The following is a 15,979-nucleotide window of genomic DNA, read 5'->3' on the forward strand; positions in this document are numbered from 1 at the left end:
TGGTTGCGCGCAGCAAGGCTCCACCGGCGAGAAGCAGCCTGACCAGGCGGTGGAAACCGGGACTTAACCCGAGGTTGGCGTTTTGAATTCGTTTCGTTCACGGTGCATTGACCAAACCGCACAGTCGATACGGGTTCAATTCCGTGCCTTTTGCCGACCGACGGCCGATGCCAGTGCCGCCTTCTAGGAGGCCAGAAGGGCGCAAACGAAAGCAGAATCAAGGCGATGAGGCTCGCGGCGGTGAAAATGCGGTACGCCGGTAGGGGACGTCGTTTGTTTCCCGAGCCTTAACGCATTCATTAAACTTTAAACAGTTGCGGAACACAACTGGAACAGATAGTGTTTGTTCTGGGTTTGTTTTTCTGATTCTGTTGGGGGTCGCTATGCTGACACGCAAACAACACGAACTGCTTATGTTCATCCACGAAAGGTTGAAGGAAAGCGGTATCCCGCCTTCATTCGACGAGATGAAGGAAGCGCTCGATCTGGCTTCCAAATCCGGAATCCACCGGCTGATTACGGCGCTGGAGGAGCGCGGCTTCATTCGCCGTTTGCCCAACCGGGCCCGTGCGCTGGAGGTGCTACGCCTGCCTGACTCGATCGCCCCCGGCCTCAATGCGGCACGCAAGTTCTCGCCGAGTGTCATCCAGGGCAGCCTTGGGCAAGGCGCCCCTCGGCAGGGCAAGCCGACATCGTCGCGTGTCCCTGCAGCCGGCAATGACGACGATGTCGTCGCCGCCGTTTCGATCCCGGTAATGGGCCGCATCGCGGCCGGTGTGCCGATCGATGCCATCCAGCACCAGACGCATTCGATTTCGGTGCCGCCGGATATGATCATGGGCGGCGAGCATTATGCGCTCGAGGTCAAAGGCGATTCGATGATCGAGGCTGGCATTTTCGACGGCGACACGGTGATCATCCGCAATGCCGATACGGCGAGCCCCGGTGAGATCGTGGTGGCACTGGTCGACGAGGAGGAAGCGACGCTGAAGCGGTTCCGCCGCAAGGGCGCCTCGATCGCCCTGGAAGCCGCCAATCCGGCCTACGAGACGCGCATCTTCGGACCAGACAGGGTCAAGGTGCAGGGCAAGCTCGTCGGACTGATCCGCCGCTACTGAGCTCCGCCCTTGGCGCCGGCTTTGGGGTTGTCGGCCCTGCGGTATGGCGGCAGGCCCCGTGCCGCGCGTGAAAATTTCCGCTGCACGTGCCAGGGCCGGTATGATTTTTCGACGGCGAAGCGGATCTCGGCGCGTGTTGCCGCTTGTGGATCGAAATAGACGGCGGCACTTCCCGCGCGCGCCAGTTGCCGTTTGGTGACGACGAGGACCAGCCGGTCGTAGTAGCAGGGGTTATGGGCGGTGGCGTCGTCGATGACGATCAAGCTGGCAAAGGCGCAGGCTGGCCGCGCAGTATCGCGGTCCTTGGCTTGCGCGATGATCGCGCCGGATGGATGCCTGGCAAGGCAGAGGCCGTCCGTGCAAATGAACGGCATGCCCGGCGGTAGGTCGGCCGGATCGGCAATGTCGAATTGCGGGTCGTTCTTTCCAGGCGTTTCCGGCGCGACGATGGCCTCTGATGTGAGCGCGCGTTTCCAGTTGTCGATGGTGAACTCATTCGGGCGTGCCCGGTTGACCGCGAGTTCACCGCTGCCGATCGGCAGCGCGACCAGCCGCGCGTCCTCCGAGACCAATACGTCGGGTATGCGTGTCTGCGTTGTCGTCAGCAAGCCGGCGAGCGCAAAAGGAAGTGCCGCCAGCCGCAACCAGGTCGTCGCCATGCTGGCAATGACGAGGGCGATCGTCACCAGAAGGACGGATCTCAGCGAAATCAGCCCGACCGCATCGATCGGCGAGCGCTCCGAGATCCACCCGGACAGGGCGATCATCGCCGTCAGCCCCTTGCCCATGACATAGAGGAAAGGGCCATCCGCACCGAACGGCATCGCCAGCGCGCTGAGAACGGCGAAGGGCATGACGACCAGTGAGACGATGGGCATGATGGCCAGATTGGCGAACAGGCTGAGCGGCGCCACGCGCTGGAAATGCCATATGGCGAAAAGCGCCGTGGCGCTCCCTGCAATGATCGAGGTCATCGCCAGACCGCACATGCCCAACAGGACCTTTCGAGTGGCAAAGCGTAGCGGCGACCGCCGCGGTGGCGGCGTGGTGGCCCTGCCGGCGCGGTAATCGGACCAGCCTGCATAGGCGCCGACAAGGGCCGCCGTCGCGGCGAAGGACATCTGGAAACTCGGACCGACCACCTCGTGCGGCGACACCAGGATGACCGCGATGGCCGAGATCGCCAGGTTGCGCATGGTGAGCGCGGCCCGGTCGAACAGCACGGCGATAAGCATCACCGCCAGCATGATGAAGCTGCGTTCGGCCGCAACGACAATGCCGGAAAAGACGAGGTAGGCCGCAATCGAAAAAAGCGCGGCGGCCGCGGCATATTTCTTGACCGGCCGTCGCGATGAGAAATCGGGAAACAGCGCAAAGGCACCCCGCAGCAGCGCCATGATGGTGCCGGCGACCAACGCCATATGCAGCCCCGAGATGGAGATGATGTGGTAGATGCCGGTGCGCCGCATCGCTTCGTTGATCTCCTCGGGAATGCCGGCGCGCACGCCGACGATCAGCGCAGCAGCAATCTCGCCCTCGGCACCGCCGATGCGGCTGCGGATATGGTCGGCGATCGATTCGCGCGCGTCTTCGATCGCGGAAGAAAGCTGCGCGGCAAGCGGCATGCTGCCCGACGACACGACTTTCGGATTGCCGAGAAAAAAGCCGCTGCCGCCGATACCGGCGAAATAGCTGTCGAAGGAGAAATCATAGCTGTCGGGCCGCACCGGGCCGGTCGGCGGCAGCAGCCGCACATAGCCGGTGATCTCGGAACCGGCGGTCAGCTCAGCCGGTATCTTCATCGCCGAAACGCGGACCCGTTCCGGCATGTAGCGCAGTGTCGGCCTGGCCGTTGAGATCACATCGATTGTCAGCCTGATGCGGCCGCTCGCCATGGGCTCGTACGATACGACGCGACCCGTCAGCCGCGTCGAGATTTCGGAGCCGAGCATATGCGTTCCGACACGCCATGTCTCGAACTTGGCGGCAAGTACGCCAAGCGCGCAGAGCAGCGCCACCATGAAGCACAGGCGCGTCCTGGGCCATGACCGCGAGACGACGGCACAAAGGGCCGCGAGGAGCGCGATTGCGATCGGCTGTGGAAAGGCCGGCTCCACCGACAGCCCGAAATATACGACCACCCCGCATGCGAGGAACACCGGCACCAGCAGGAAGGCGATGCCGCGGTCGAGTTCCAGGCCGGCTGCCGAGGTTACGCTGTTGCGGATACGGGACGGTGACGGGAGGCGGAAACGCCTAGGCAGGCGTACGATGGGCTCGCCCGCGGGCACGAGAACCGTTGCTGGGTCGCTGGCCGGCAGCGACGGAGCATCGAAGCGCGGAGCGGGTAGCAATGCCGGTGCCGGCAGGACAGGCGGGGGTGCGGCAAACAGCAAGCGTTCGCTGACGCCGCTGCCAACGTCCTCGCCCTCGCCCGCACCACGGCCTCGCACAGCCATCGGGTCTGCCCCTTGCGCCCTCGACCTCCTATGCTACATGAACGCGCAACGCGCGAAAGTCCGCAAACCCACTTCCTTCGCCCGCCTGAGAGTTCCATGCCCGATAAGGTCGTCACCCGTTTTGCCCCCTCGCCCACCGGCTATCTGCACATTGGCGGCGCGCGCACGGCGCTGTTCAACTGGCTGTATGCCAAGCACACAGGCGGCACGATGCTGCTGCGCATCGAGGACACCGACCGCGAGCGCTCCACCGATGCGGCAAGCGCGGCCATTCTCGACGGGCTTTCCTGGCTTGGCCTGACATGGGACGGCGAGCCGGTGTCGCAGTTCGAGCGTGCGCCGCGCCATCGCGAGGTGGCCGAGGAACTCGTTCGTATGGGCAAGGCCTATTATTGTTATGCGACGCCTGCCGAGCTAGAGGCAATGCGCGAGAGCGCACGGGCCAAGGGGCTGCCTCCCCGCTATGATGGACGCTGGCGCGACCGCGACCCGTCGGAGGCGCCGCCCGGCGCCAAGGGGGCGATCCGCATCAAGGCGCCGACAGACGGCGAGACGGTGGTGCATGACCGCGTCCAGGGCGACGTGCGCTTTCCCAACAAGGATCTCGACGATTTCATTATTCTGCGCTCGGACGGCAATCCCACCTACATGCATGCCGTCGTCGTCGACGATCACGACATGGGCATCACCCACATCATCCGCGGCGACGATCATTTGACCAACGCCGCACGCCAGACCGTAATCTATCAGGCCATGGGCTGGGAGGTGCCGTCGATGTCGCATATCCCGCTGATCCACGGTGCCGACGGCGCCAAGCTGTCGAAGCGGCACGGTGCGCTTGGCGTCGAAGCCTATCGCGCCATGGGCTACCTGCCGGAGGCGCTGCTCAACTATCTGGCGAGGCTTGGCTGGAGCCACGGCGACGATGAGATCATGTCGATCGCCGACATGATTGCATGGTTCGACATTGGCGACGTCAACAAGGGCGCCGCCCGTTTCGACTTCGCCAAGCTCGAGGCGCTTAACGGCGTGCATATGCGCCGGATGAACGACGCGGCGCTGCTCGACATCTTCATCGCCACTCTGCCCTATCTTGAAGGCGGCCCGGCAATCGCGGCGCGCCTCGACGACAGACGCAGGGCGCAACTGCTTGCCGCTTTGCCGGGCCTGAAGGAGCGCGCCAAGACGCTGGTCGAACTTGTTGAAGGGGCTGCATTCCTTTTCGTCGAGCGGCCGCTGCCGGTCGACGAGAAGGCGGCGGCGCTGCTCAGCGGTGAGGCGCGCGCGATCCTGCGGGGCGCTCATGCGGCACTAGCCACGGTTTCGGAGTGGTCTGCCGCCTCAGCCGAAGCCGCGATCCGCGACTATGCGCAGGCCGCCAGCCATAAACTCGGCGCCGTGGCCCAACCTTTGCGCGCCGCGCTCACCGGCAAAAGTACCTCGCCAGGTGTCTTCGATGTGCTGGCCGTGCTTGGCCGCGAGGAAAGCCTGGCGCGGATCGCTGATCAAATCGATTAGCAAACTGGCCCAAGAAGATTGGCATTGAAAGGTGTGTTTCGCAGTGCAACATTGGGTCTTGGCCTAATCTGCCGCGCAGATTTAATTGCGGGCGCAAATGTGCGTATTCCGATGTTTTTGACGTGTTGGGTTCAGATATTTTGCCTTTGCCGGCCTGAGGAAACAAAAAGGAGTTTGCTATGACCGAACCTGCGACAAAAATGGAATTTGGCGGCAAAACCCAGGCATCGACGGCCAAACTGGAACTCGGCGGCAAAATCCATGAATTCAAGATACGAAGTGGTTCGGTAGGACCTGACGTCATCGACATCGGTTCGCTCTACAACACCGCCGGCGTCTTTACCTACGATCCCGGTTTTACGTCGACGGCGAGCTGCGAATCGGAAATCACCTTCATCGATGGCGATGCCGGCATTCTTTTGCACCGCGGCTACCCGATCGACCAATTGGCCGAGCACGGCGACTTCCTCGAAGTCTGCTATCTCTTGCTCTATGGTGAACTCCCGACCAAGGCGCAGAAGGACGATTTCGACTACCGGGTGACGCGCCACACCATGGTGCATGAGCAGATGTCGCGCTTTTTCACCGGCTTCCGCCGTGATGCGCATCCGATGGCGGTGATGTGCGGCGTGGTCGGCGCGCTGTCGGCCTTCTATCACGATTCCACCGATATCTCGGACCCCTATCAACGCATGGTCGCGTCAATGCGGCTGATCGCCAAGATGCCGACGATCGCGGCGATGGCCTATAAATACCACATCGGCCAGCCATTCATTTACCCGAAGAACGAGCTGAATTTCGCAGCCAATTTCCTGCATATGTGCTTCGCCGTGCCTTGCGAGGAATACAAGATCAATCCGGTGCTGGCCCGCGCGATGGAGCGCATCTTCATCCTGCACGCCGATCACGAACAGAACGCCTCGACTTCGACCGTCCGCCTGGCCGGCTCGTCGGGCGCCAATCCTTTTGCCTGTATCGCTGCCGGCATCGCCTGCCTGTGGGGTCCCGCACATGGCGGCGCCAACGAGGCAGCCCTGAACATGCTGGGCGAGATCGGTCATGTCGATCACATCCCGGAATTCATTGCGCGCGCCAAGGATAAGAACGATCCGTTCCGATTGATGGGATTTGGCCACCGCGTTTACAAGAATTACGATCCGCGCGCCAAGATCATGCAGAAGACCGCGCACGAGGTCCTGGGCGAGCTCGGCATCAAGGACGATCCACTGCTCGACATCGCCATGGAGCTGGAAAGGATCGCACTGACCGATTCCTATTTCATCGAGAAGAAGCTCTATCCGAACGTCGATTTCTATTCCGGCATCACGCTGAAGGCGCTGGGCTTTCCCACCACCATGTTCACCGTGCTGTTCGCGGTCGCCCGCACCGTCGGCTGGATCGCGCAGTGGAAGGAGATGATCGAGGACCCGCACCAGAAGATCGGTCGCCCGCGCCAGCTCTATACCGGCGCGCCGGAACGGGACTACGTGCCAATCGCGAAGCGGTGAAGGTGGTGAATGGTGAATGGTGAATGGTGAATGGTGAATGGGAGTAGCGAAGCGTCGCTCCCTGTCCATAGAAACCACTATTCACAATTCACTATTCACAATTCACTCACTTCCTCACCATCCCCATCACCACACCCGCGGCTATCTCGCCTGACGGCTCGTCGGTTGCCATACGCCTGGCGATTTCGGCAAAACCGTCCTTCTGCCAGGTGCGGTAGGCGGTATCGGAGAACAGCGCTTCCAACTGCCGCGCCAGATAATGCGGCCGCACATATTGATTGTAGTGTTCCGGCACAACCGGCCGGTCGGCAATGAGATTGGGCAAGGCTGCGCTCCATACTTTGATCAGCGGCTGCGCCATGCGCATGACCGGATCGAGCCGGTAGCAGGAGATCATCGGCACACTCGCCAGTGCCAGTTCCAGCGATACTGTCCCCGATGCGATCAGCGCCGCATCGGCCTTGCCGAAGGCCTGCCATTTGCGTTCGGCATCGAGTATGATCTCCGGCTTCTCGTCCCAGCTCGCGACCGAGGTCCTGACCAGGTCGGCGACGTGCGGCACCGTCGGCAACAGCAGGCGCAAGCGGTGCCCGCGCGCCCGCAGGATCGACACCGTCTCGCCGAACGGCCCGACCATGCGTCGCACCTCACCACGACGCGAACCAGGCAGTACAAGCAACGTTTTGACGTGATCTGCGGACAGGTCACGCGGCTGCGCCTGCGCCCTGGCGGCACTGATTATGCCCGGATCGTGTGCAAGGCGATGCCCGACATAGGTGCCGGGCGGCCCGCCCAGGCGAGCGAGTTCCTTCACCTCGAACGGCAGGATGCAAAGAATGTGATCGACATATGGCTTCATCGCCGCCGCCCTGCCCGGCCGCCACGCCCACACGCTCGGGCAGACATAGTGGACGATCGGGATAGTCGGATCGGCGGCACGCACCTTCTTGGCGACGCGCAGCGAGAAATCCGGACTGTCGATGGTGATAAGGCAATCGGGCTTTTCACCGGCAATCGCGTTTGCCGTCTGGCCGATCCGCCGCATCAGGCGCGGCAGGTCGCGCAGGATGGCGCTAAGCCCCATCAGTGCGATCTCGCTGCCGTCGAACAATGGCGCCAGGCCGAGCGCCTGCAAATGGCGGCCGCCGATGCCGACAAGCCGAACTTCGCGCCCGGTCATGCGCTTGAGCGCCTGCACAAGGTCGGCGCCAAGTAGGTCGCCGGACTCCTCGCCGGCGACGACGGCTATCTTCAACGGCCGCTCATTCGCCATGCGCCGGCTCCGCAGGCAGGCCAATCACGAACAGGCCGAGCGCATTGGCACGTCCGATGGTGGCGGGACCTTCGAGCACCAGCGAGCGACCGGCTTCGACGGCAATGCCGGCCAGTCCGGCGGCATGCGCCGCCTCGACGGTCAGCGGGCCGATGGAGGGCAGATCGGCACGCAGTTCCTGACCGGGCTTGGCGCATTTGACCAGAACACCGCGGCTCCCGCCGGCCAGCCTGCCGTGCCCGCGCAACTCCCTTGTCCGCTCGAGCAGCCCGTCGGTGCCTTCGACGCCTTCCAACGCAATGGCGCGGCCGCCGACCGCAACAGCCGCTTGGCCGATATCCAGCGCGCCGATGGCTTTTGCCGCCGCGTGCGCCGCCTCGATGTCGCGCCAGTCGGATCTGCGTGGCGCCGCCTTGGTCAGCAGGCCTTCGGCGGCGACCAGCTCCGGCACGATCTCGTCAGCGCCGACGACCTTGATGCCGCTGCGCTCGATCCTGCGCACGAACAGTTTCAGAACCGTATCGTCCCCCCGGGTTACACCGACGAAGAGGCTGGGTAGCCACGCGAGCAGGCCCAAATTGAGGCGCATGGCGCTCAGCCTGGGGCGGCGCGTGATATGACCCGCGGTTACGAGATGCGTAACGTGATGCCGCTTAAGGATCGGCAGCAGCGACCCGACGTCTTCCAGCCTCAAGGTTGCCTGCTCATAGGGCTCGAAATCGGCTATGCGATCGACCTCGCCGGCCGCCATCACGACGAAGGGCAATTTGCCTTGCCGGGCGAGCGCTCGGGCAATTTCGACCGGGAGACTGCCGCCGCCGGCGATGATGCCGACCTTGGCATCTGGCGCGAGATCAAGGCCCTTTCCGGCAGCCTCAATCTTCGTCATCTGCCCTCAGTCTTCATCATCGGTATCGTCGCCGTCGCTACCCTTGAGCGACGGCACGGCGTAGTGCCGCTTGCCGCGACCGGCGATGAAGTCGACGATCTTCATGGCAGTCGGCGACGAGGCGAATTCCGCCTTGGCGAATTCGATGTTCTCGCCGACGGTCCGGGAGCGATCGAAGATCGTCTTGTAGGCTTTGCGCAGCAAGTGGATCTCCGAACGCGGCAGGCCGGCGCGCTTCAGGCCAATGATGTTGAGGCCGCGAAGGCTGGCACGGTTGCCAACGGCGATGGCGTAAGGAATGACGTCGCCGACGATCGCCGAGCAACCGCCGAGAAAGGCGTTATCGCCGATGCGGACAAACTGATGAACCGCGGTAAGGCCGCCGATGTAGACATTGTCACCGACTTCGCAATGCCCGCCTAACGTCGCTTGATTGGCGAAGGTGGCGTTCTTGCCGACCACGCAGTCATGGGCAATATGGGCATAGGCAAGGAAATTGCCGTTGTCGCCGATCGTCGTCTCGCCGCGGCTGGAATCGGTGCCGACATGCATGGTGACACCTTCGCGGATCGTGCAGTTCTCGCCGATCACTAGCGTGGTACGGCCGCCCTTGTGCTTGGTGTTCTGCGGCGGCCCGCCCAGTATCGCCATCGGATAGACCTTGGTCGATGCACCGATGGTGGTCGCGCCAATCACCGAGACATGGCTGACCAGTTCGACGCGGTCGCCGATCACGGCGTCGGGGCCGACGTGACAGAAGGGCCCGATGCGGGCGCCTTCGCCGATTTGGGCGCCTGCCTCGATGACCGACGATGGATGGATGACTGTCTGGATTTTCATTAGCATTCGTTTGTCAGCCGCTTGCGACCATCATCGCCGAGATCTCGGCTTCCGCCGCCTTGGCGCCATCGACGAGGGCCTCGCAAGCGAATTTGAGAAGATTGCCGCGTTTCTTGATTTTCTTCACATGAATTTTCAGCTGGTCGCCTGGAACGACCGGCTTGCGGAACTTGGCATTGTCGATGGTCAGGAAATAAACCAGCGACGGCTTTTCCGTACCAAGGCTGCGGATGCAGATGGCGCCGGCCGTCTGCGCCATCGCCTCGATGATCAGCACGCCGGGCATGACCGGCTGGTCGGGGAAATGACCTTGGAAATGCGGCTCGTTTATGGTGACGTTCTTGATGCCGATGGCGGATTCGTCGCCATCTATGTCGACAATACGGTCGATCATCAAGAACGGATAGCGGTGCGGCAGGAGCTTCATCAGCCGCATTATGTCAACCGCTTCGAGCGTCGCCGCTGCGATGTCAGCCATTTCCCCCCTCACCCTGTTTGCGCGTCCGTGCAAGTCTGCGCAAGGCCGCTATCTCGCGCATGGCTTCCGCCATCGGCTGCGCCGGATATCCTCCCCAAATCTCACCGGCAGGCACATTGCTCATAAACCCGCTTCTTGCCGCAAGCTTGGCCCCGGACCCGATGGTCAAATGATCCGCAAGGCCGACACCGCCACCCATGGTGACGTTGTCGCCTACCGTCACGGAACCGGAAATACCCGAAAGCCCGGCTATTATGCAATTGCGGCCGATGCGAACGTTGTGCGCGATCTGCACCAGATTGTCGATCTTGGTGCCCTGGCCGATGATCGTGTCGGACATGGCGCCGCGATCGACGGTCGTATTCGACCCGATCTCGACGTCGTCCTGGATGATGACGCGGCCAATCTGCGGAACCCGCTCCGGACCCTTGGAGCCGGCCACGAAACCGAAGCCATCCTGGCCGATCCTGGCACCGCCATGGATGATGACGCGATTGCCAATCAACGCATATTGCACGCTGGCACCTGGACCGACATAGCCGTCGCGGCCAATCTGCGAGGACGGACCGACGACCGCATGCGGGGCAATGACGGTCCCGCTGCCGATGGCAGCGCGAGGTCCGATGATCGCACCCGCTTCGATGATCGCACCGGCCTCGACATGGGCGGTCGCATCGATATGGGCGTGCGGCGAGATACCGGTTTCGCCGGTCATCGGTCCAGGCGTTGCAGCCGCCGGAAAAAGCAGACGCCCGACCATTGCGAAGGCCTGCTGCGGGCGCGGATGCACCAGCACCGCGATGCCCGCCGGCGCCTTGCCGGCAAATTCGGCAGGGCAGAGAACCGCCGCCGCCCGCAGTGACTGCATCAGGGCGAAATTGCGCCTGCCATCGACGAAGACAAGGGCGTTCTCGCCGCCTTCGTTGGCGGGTGCCAGAGCCTCGATCGATACATCGGAGAGACCGGAATCAACAAGCGTCGAACCGGTCAGATTCGCGACTTCGCCGGCCGTATACCGGCGTGAGGGCGCGAAGAACACCGGATCGGTCATTCCAGAAGCAATATCCAGCTAGCGCATGACCCCGAAAATCGGAAATCGACCCTCGGAAAGGATCATGCGCAAATCAAAGTGCTACAACGTCCTTTGCGCGTCCGATAGGACGCGCTGCGCTGTAGTGTCGGATCACTGCCATCCGGATCCAAACGAGCCGGAAGCATCATTGCCCGCTACATCAGAAGCGGGTCGATATGCCGAAGTTGAATTCCTGCACGTCGTCGGTCTTTTCTTTCTTGACCGGGATCGCATAGTCGATGCGGATCGGGCCGAAAGGCGATGCCCACATCAAACCGACACCGACGGAAGCGCGCCATTCCATGCCGGTTGTCGAAGAATTGACAAGGCCACTTGCGATTTTGCTGCCGTAGAGCGTTGCCGCATCGGCGAACACAGCGCCACGCAAACCGAAGCTTTCGGGGATGACCGGCAGCGGGAACTGAGCTTCCGCCGAGGCATTGAAGTAGGTAGTGCCGCCGAGATGGTCATTGCTGTTGTCCGAAGCAACCGGGCCGATGCCGCCATATTCGAAACCGCGGATCATACGGTCGCTGCTCTGGAAATGGTCGAAGACGCGCAGATCGCCGTTGCCATATCCCTGGACATGGCCAGCGCCGCCCGAAACGAGGCCCACCAGGTCCAATTGTTCGGACAACGTCTGATAAATGCTGCCGCGCGCCGTGACCTTGATGAACTTGGCATCGCCGCCGACGCCGGCCACTTCGGTGCCGACATTGGCATAAATACCGTCATGCGGGTTCTTCATGTCGTCGATGGTATTGTAGATCAGGCCGAGGCTGACCGAGGACTTGAGCCATGGGCTCTCTTCAACGCCGTTTACGATCGCCTGGGAGACGTCGCAGGTGCCACCATTGATAACGGGAACGCAGCCCTCGTCGAACTCGTACTTCTCTTGCGCAATATTATAAGCCAGCTGCGTTGAGATGTTGTCGGTGATCGGCAGACCGAAGCGGACGGTCGCGCCTGTCGTGTCGCTGTCGTAATGGTCGTAGTTTCGGCTCTGCTTGTAGATGTCGAAGCCGGCCGCGATCCGGCGGCCGAGGAAATAGGGTTCGGTGAAAGAGAAGCTGTAGTCGCGCGAGTTCTTGCCACCGCCCGCCGCCACCTTGATGAATTGGCCGCGACCGAGGAAGTTGCGCTCACTGACGGAACCTTCGACGGACGGACCTGACGTTTCACCGCCGCTCGAATAACCGGCGCCGACCGTGAACTCACCGGTCGATTTCTCGACCACATCGACCACCAGCACAACCTGGTCCGGCTCAGAACCCGGAACGGTGGAAATTTCGACTTTTTCAAAATAATCGAGCGCTTCCAGCCGCCTCTTCGCGCGCTGGATGAGCACCTGATTGAAAGCATCGCCTTCGCTGACATCGAACTCGCGGCGAATGACGTAGTCGCGCGTCCGATCGTTGCCGCGAATCTCGATGCGCTCGATATAGGCCTTGGTCCCCTGATCGACCGTATAGACGACCGAGATCGTGTGGTTCTCGAAGTTGCGGTCGCCGCGCGGCGTCACCTGGGCGAAGGCATAGCCGGATCCAGCGACCTTTTCGGTCAAGGCGATGATCGTGTCCTCGACGTTCTTGGCGTTGTAGACATCGCCCTTGTGGGTCTCGACCACCGATTCAAGCGACTTGGCGTCGACCTCGGGGATCGTGCTTTCGACGCTGACATCCCCGAACGTATAACGCTCGCCCTCCTGCACCGTGATGGTGACGGTGTATTTGTTGGTTGTGTCGTCGAGTTCGCCGACAGCCGAGACGACCTGGAAGTCGGCATAGCCGTGATTATAATAGAAGCGGCGCAGCAGCTCCTGGTCGGCGCGCAGCTTGTCCTCGTCATAAACATCGTCGCGCAGCACGAACGACAGGAAGGACGAACGCTTGGTGGAGATGATGTCCGACAGACGGCGGCTCGAATAGGCGCTGTTGCCGACGAAATTGATCGCTGCGATCTGGGTGCGGCCGCCTTCGTTGATGTTGAAGACCACGTTTACCCGGTTGTCGCCGAGATCCATGATCTGGGTGGTCACGGCGGCATCGTCGCGGCCGATACGCCGGTATGCGGCCTTGACCGCCTCGACATCGGCATCGAGCTGCTGTTGCGAGAAGGTGCCGCGCGGCTTCAATTGCACCGCGGCCTCAAGCGCGTTGTCCTTGAGCTTCTTGTTGCCCTGGAACAGCACCTGGTTGACGACCTGGTATTCGGACACCTTGATGACCAGCGTCGATCCGACCTGGTTGATCTGCACATCCGAAAACAGCCCGGTGCCAAACAGCGCCTTGACCGCATCGTCGATATCCGAACTGGAAAACGCCTTGCCGGGCTTGATCGCCACGTAATTGCGGATGGTGTCCGCGTCGACACGCTGATTGCCGGTGACTTCGACTCTGGAGACGACAGCCGCCTCGGCGGCCGATGTGGCAACGAACTGCACTGCGAGCGCGCCTGGTACAACCAGAGCGGCGGACATAGCCACCGCGGACGCGGCGCTCAGAAACTTGGATGCTGCCTTCATCGGGCTTTTGTACCTTTTCTCGAAGTCCCCACGGCGAGAAAACCGGACGTGCGGTAATTTCCCCTACCGTATTAACCGGATTTTCCCTACACGCAAGGCTTCTGGTTAATTTGTATTTACTTAACCCTGAGGCGTGGCTTTCGCGTCACGCATATCCCCACGCATGGTAAACGGCGTCTCAACATTGCTCGTGCCGAAGCCAAATTCCTTCATGATTTCAGCACCCAAACAGATCGTTCCAGAAAACAAAGCCCATGAACCCGAGCACCAATATGAGGCCGCTTCGGTAAGCCATTTCCATCATGCGTTCGGACACCGGCCGCCGGATGACAGCCTCCACGCCGTAGAACAGAAGATGCCCTCCGTCGAGGGGGGGAATCGGCAAAAGGTTGAGAATCCCTATCCCGACTGACAGGAATGCAACAAGCTGCACGAGCCATTCAAAGCCGAGCTTTGCCGCCTGACCCGACATCTTGGCGATCTTGATGGGGCCGCCCAGCTGGCACTTGTCCTCGCGACCGACAACGAAACGTTGCAGGAACTGGCCGGTACGCTGGATGACGTGTCCGGTTTCCTGGACCGCTGCCCCGACCGCCCCGGCCGGACTATAGGTGATCAGCCGTGGCTGGCCGAGTTCCTTGTTGTTGACGACGCCGATCACGGCCACCTGGACCTTGTTGCCCAGTGCGTCTTGTTGTTCCATCAAGCGCGGCGTCGCCGTGACGGTGATTTCCTTGCCGGCGCGTAACATGACGAAGGTGATGCTGTCGCCGGCGCGGCCAGAGACCAGACGCTGGACGTCGGCAAAGGTCTCGACCTTGCTGCCGTCGACGCTGACGAATCGGTCGCCGGGCATGATGCCGGCCGCGGCGGCCGGACTGCCGACGGTGACCTCAGCCACCATCGGCTCCAGCACGGGCCGGCCATGGACGGAAAACAGCACGGCAAAGACGGCGATCGTCAGCAGGAAGTTGAACAGCGGCCCCGCCACGACGGTCGCCGCCCGCTTCCAGATCGGCTGCGTGTGGAAGGCAACCTTGCGTTCTTCGTCGCTCAGCGCCTCGATCTCCTCCGAGCTGGGCTGGCTCGACGTCGCGTTCATGTCGCCGACGAACTTGACGTAGCCGCCGAGCGGTATGGCGCAAAGCTTCCAGCGCGTGCCGCGGCTATCGTTGAAGCCGATGATCTCTGGGCCGAAACCGATCGAAAAGGCTTTTGCGCCGATACCGCACCAACGCCCGACGAGGTAATGGCCCATTTCGTGGACAAAAACGACCACGGTCAGCACGAACAGGAAAGGCACCAGCGTGCCGAGGACAAAGCCCTCTGTGCTGAAAACCGCGTGAAAAATCTCGTTCAATTCATGCCCTCAAATTCATCCACGGCACAGATCACGCCGCGACTGTGACATCAATCCAGGCGAATCCATGACGCAGCCCCGCGCCGGCCCACCGACGATGCCGTTCAAACCGGAAACAGCCCCTGTGCCGGATGGTCGGCGGTCGCGGAAATCCAGCCGATGACGTATAGGGCGAAAGCCGCCGCGACAAGCCCATCTACCCGATCCATGATGCCGCCATGGCCGGGTATCAGCGTGCCGGAATCTTTACGGCCGTGGCGTCGCTTGACCCATGATTCGAACAGGTCGCCGGCCTGCGCGACAATCGAAAGCACCAGTGCGACCACGCCAAGCACGACGAGGTTGCCCGTTCCGGCTACGGCGGCCAGAAGCAGCCCGGCCACGACGCCGCCGACCACCCCACCGAGCGCCCCGCTCCGCGTCTTGCCCGGCGAGATCGACGGCGCCAGCCTTGGACCACCGATGGAGCGGCCGACGAAATAGGCAAAGATATCGGTCGCCCAAACCACGGCGAATAGGAACAGAATGGCCAGCAGCCCTGAATGGTCGCCGTCACGCAAGAAGGCCAGCGACAAGCCGGACACGGCCGCATAGGCAAGGCCGGATGCTTCCCACGGTCCTGCCCTGCGCATGGAAGAAGCGACGGCAGTGACAGCAACCAGAGCCGCGACGAGCGGCAGCAGCAAAGACGCAGGCAGGCCGGCGACGAGGGCACCAATAAAGACCACGATCAGCGCCTCGGGCAGAAAGCCGAGACCTGCCGTAGCACCAGCACCTGCCGGGGCAACGGGGCGGCTCATCCGCGTCCACTCGTAGAAGATCACCGCCGCCATGGCGGCGCAAAGCAACCGGAAGGACAGTCCGCCGAGCCAGGTCAGGGCAAGCGTGACGATGGCAAGCACGACGGCCGAAATGACCCGGAGTTGGAGGTTGCTCATTC

Annotated in this window: 12 protein-coding genes; 3 read left to right on the forward strand and 9 right to left on the reverse strand. The window is 62.2% G+C overall.

Annotated elements, in window-relative coordinates; genetic code table 11:
* Positions 1–383 precede the first annotated feature (383 nt).
* Positions 384–1,118, forward strand: a complete 735-nt coding sequence (lexA, locus tag NKJ73_RS05975; protein WP_023674949.1) for a transcriptional repressor LexA — start codon at positions 384–386, stop codon at positions 1,116–1,118.
* Here the strand turns inward: lexA and NKJ73_RS05980 are convergent.
* Entirely contained in the window at positions 1,112–3,577 is a 2,466-nt protein-coding gene (locus NKJ73_RS05980) for a ComEC/Rec2 family competence protein (RefSeq protein ID WP_352568689.1), read from the reverse strand. The two genes, lexA and NKJ73_RS05980, sit on opposite strands and share 7 nt — an antisense overlap.
* Before the next feature lie 96 nt (positions 3,578–3,673).
* On the opposite strand from NKJ73_RS05980, the gene gltX reads away from it, so the two are divergent.
* Both gltX and gltA read left to right on the forward strand, forming a co-directional pair.
* On the forward strand, positions 3,674–5,095 hold the full coding sequence (gene gltX, locus NKJ73_RS05985; RefSeq protein ID WP_352568690.1) for a glutamate--tRNA ligase: 1,422 nt from the start codon (positions 3,674–3,676) through the stop codon (positions 5,093–5,095).
* 179 nt (positions 5,096–5,274) lie between these two features.
* A complete protein-coding gene (gene gltA / locus NKJ73_RS05990; protein WP_352568691.1) occupies positions 5,275–6,603 on the forward strand; it encodes a citrate synthase in 1,329 nt (442 codons plus the stop codon).
* A gap of 106 nt (positions 6,604–6,709) precedes the next feature.
* On the opposite strand, the gene lpxB is transcribed toward gltA, so the two are convergent.
* The 8 genes from lpxB to NKJ73_RS06030 all read right to left on the reverse strand — a co-directional run bounded on the left by lpxB (position 6,710) and on the right by NKJ73_RS06030 (position 15,977).
* The gene (gene lpxB, locus NKJ73_RS05995) at positions 6,710–7,876 is read right to left on the reverse strand and encodes a lipid-A-disaccharide synthase (protein WP_352568692.1); all 1,167 of its coding nucleotides are present in this window, start codon (positions 7,874–7,876) and stop codon (positions 6,710–6,712) included.
* Complete coding sequence (locus tag NKJ73_RS06000; RefSeq protein WP_352568694.1) at positions 7,866–8,765, reverse strand: LpxI family protein; 900 nt, start codon at positions 8,763–8,765, stop codon at positions 7,866–7,868. The genes lpxB and NKJ73_RS06000 overlap by 11 nt, the downstream gene beginning before the upstream one ends.
* 6 nt (positions 8,766–8,771) lie before the next feature.
* Positions 8,772–9,605, reverse strand: a complete 834-nt coding sequence (lpxA, locus tag NKJ73_RS06005) for an acyl-ACP--UDP-N-acetylglucosamine O-acyltransferase (RefSeq protein ID WP_352474276.1) — start codon at positions 9,603–9,605, stop codon at positions 8,772–8,774.
* Positions 9,606–9,618: 13 nt separating this feature from the next.
* Entirely contained in the window at positions 9,619–10,083 is a 465-nt protein-coding gene (gene fabZ / locus NKJ73_RS06010; protein ID WP_023674942.1) for a 3-hydroxyacyl-ACP dehydratase FabZ, read from the reverse strand.
* Positions 10,076–11,134, reverse strand: coding sequence for a UDP-3-O-(3-hydroxymyristoyl)glucosamine N-acyltransferase (gene lpxD, locus NKJ73_RS06015; RefSeq protein ID WP_352568695.1), 1,059 nt, complete (start codon positions 11,132–11,134; stop codon positions 10,076–10,078). Before lpxD ends, fabZ begins: the two co-directional genes overlap by 8 nt.
* 181 nt (positions 11,135–11,315) lie before the next feature.
* Complete coding sequence (bamA, locus tag NKJ73_RS06020) at positions 11,316–13,679, reverse strand: outer membrane protein assembly factor BamA (protein WP_352568696.1); 2,364 nt, start codon at positions 13,677–13,679, stop codon at positions 11,316–11,318.
* 217 nt (positions 13,680–13,896) lie between these two features.
* On the reverse strand, positions 13,897–15,039 hold the full coding sequence (rseP, locus tag NKJ73_RS06025) for an RIP metalloprotease RseP (protein ID WP_023674938.1): 1,143 nt from the start codon (positions 15,037–15,039) through the stop codon (positions 13,897–13,899).
* Positions 15,040–15,143: 104 nt separating this feature from the next.
* Complete coding sequence (locus tag NKJ73_RS06030; RefSeq protein WP_352474281.1) at positions 15,144–15,977, reverse strand: phosphatidate cytidylyltransferase; 834 nt, start codon at positions 15,975–15,977, stop codon at positions 15,144–15,146.
* Positions 15,978–15,979: the final 2 nt, after the last annotated feature.

The organism is Mesorhizobium sp. M0074 (assembly GCF_040322975.1).
Lineage (GTDB): Bacteria > Pseudomonadota > Alphaproteobacteria > Rhizobiales > Rhizobiaceae > Mesorhizobium.

What these genes read in the sequence shown, in the direction of transcription:
- bamA (WP_352568696.1), bottom strand. Translation starts at nt 13,679, where the DNA reads ATGAAGGCAGCATCCAAGTTTCTGAGCGCCGCGTCCGCGGTGGCTATG.
- NKJ73_RS06000 (WP_352568694.1), bottom strand. Translation starts at nt 8,765, where the DNA reads ATGACGAAGATTGAGGCTGCCGGAAAGGGCCTTGATCTCGCGCCAGAT.
- gltA (WP_352568691.1), top strand. Translation starts at nt 5,275, where the DNA reads ATGACCGAACCTGCGACAAAAATGGAATTTGGCGGCAAAACCCAGGCA.
- lpxA (WP_352474276.1), bottom strand. Translation starts at nt 9,605, where the DNA reads ATGAAAATCCAGACAGTCATCCATCCATCGTCGGTCATCGAGGCAGGC.
- lpxD (WP_352568695.1), bottom strand. Translation starts at nt 11,134, where the DNA reads ATGACCGATCCGGTGTTCTTCGCGCCCTCACGCCGGTATACGGCCGGC.
- NKJ73_RS05980 (WP_352568689.1), bottom strand. Translation starts at nt 3,577, where the DNA reads ATGGCTGTGCGAGGCCGTGGTGCGGGCGAGGGCGAGGACGTTGGCAGC.
- lpxB (WP_352568692.1), bottom strand. Translation starts at nt 7,876, where the DNA reads ATGGCGAATGAGCGGCCGTTGAAGATAGCCGTCGTCGCCGGCGAGGAG.
- fabZ (WP_023674942.1), bottom strand. Translation starts at nt 10,083, where the DNA reads ATGGCTGACATCGCAGCGGCGACGCTCGAAGCGGTTGACATAATGCGG.
- gltX (WP_352568690.1), top strand. Translation starts at nt 3,674, where the DNA reads ATGCCCGATAAGGTCGTCACCCGTTTTGCCCCCTCGCCCACCGGCTAT.
- NKJ73_RS06030 (WP_352474281.1), bottom strand. Translation starts at nt 15,977, where the DNA reads ATGAGCAACCTCCAACTCCGGGTCATTTCGGCCGTCGTGCTTGCCATC.
- lexA (WP_023674949.1), top strand. Translation starts at nt 384, where the DNA reads ATGCTGACACGCAAACAACACGAACTGCTTATGTTCATCCACGAAAGG.